We start from the raw sequence: 1,015 nt of genomic DNA on the forward strand, positions 1-1,015 counted from the left end.
TTGACCGGCATTCTTCAGCAATAAACAGGAATACCAATTATTAAAAGATAACTTAGTCAGATCGTACAATAAAGCTTTGAAGAAAAATGCGCCTTATTCAATCTTTGCTATAAAAAATGGCCCAAAATCTCACATTGGAAGACATTTGATGACCTCATTTCTTTCAATGAAGGGCCTAACGGAGTTGACTAATGTTGTGGGAAATTGGAGCGATAAGCGTGCTTCTGCCGTGGCCAGGACAACGTATACTCATCAGATAACAGCAATACCTGATCACTACTTCGCACTAGTTTCTCGGTACTATGCATATGATCCAATATCAAAGGAAATGATAGCATTGAAGGATGAGACTAATCCAATTGAGGAGTGGCAGCATATAGAACAGCTAAAGGGTAGTGCTGAAGGAAGCATACGATACCCCGCATGGAATGGGATAATATCACAGGAGGTACTAGACTACCTTTCATCCTACATAAATAGACGCATATAAGTACGCATTTAAGCATAAACACGCACTATGCCGTTCTTCTCATGTATATATATATACAGGCAACACGCAGATATAGGTGCGACGTGAACAGTGAGCTGTATGTGCGCAGCTCGCGTTGCATTTTCGGAAGCGCTCGTTTTCGGAAACGCTTTGAAGTTCCTATTCCGAAGTTCCTATTCTCTAGAAAGTATAGGAACTTCAGAGCGCTTTTGAAAACCAAAAGCGCTCTGAAGACGCACTTTCAAAAAACCAAAAACGCACCGGACTGTAACGAGCTACTAAAATATTGCGAATACCGCTTCCACAAACATTGCTCAAAAGTATCTCTTTGCTATATATCTCTGTGCTATATCCCTATATAACCTACCCATCCACCTTTCGCTCCTTGAACTTGCATCTAAACTCGACCTCTACATCAACAGGCTTCCAATGCTCTTCAAATTTTACTGTCAAGTAGACCCATACGGCTGTAATATGCTGCTCTTCATAATGTAAGCTTATCTTTATCGAATAATTCCTCGGGGA

Annotated in this window: 1 pseudogene; it reads left to right on the forward strand. The window is 40.8% G+C overall.

Features of this window, described 5'->3' with window-relative positions:
• Positions 1-28 precede the first annotated feature (28 nt).
• A pseudogene (locus KT99_RS19855) lies at positions 29-490 on the forward strand (hypothetical protein); the annotation flags it as partial.
• Positions 491-1,015: the final 525 nt, after the last annotated feature.

The sequence above is a fragment of the Shewanella benthica KT99 genome (assembly GCF_000172075.1).
Classification (GTDB): Bacteria; Pseudomonadota; Gammaproteobacteria; order Enterobacterales; family Shewanellaceae; genus Shewanella; species Shewanella benthica_A.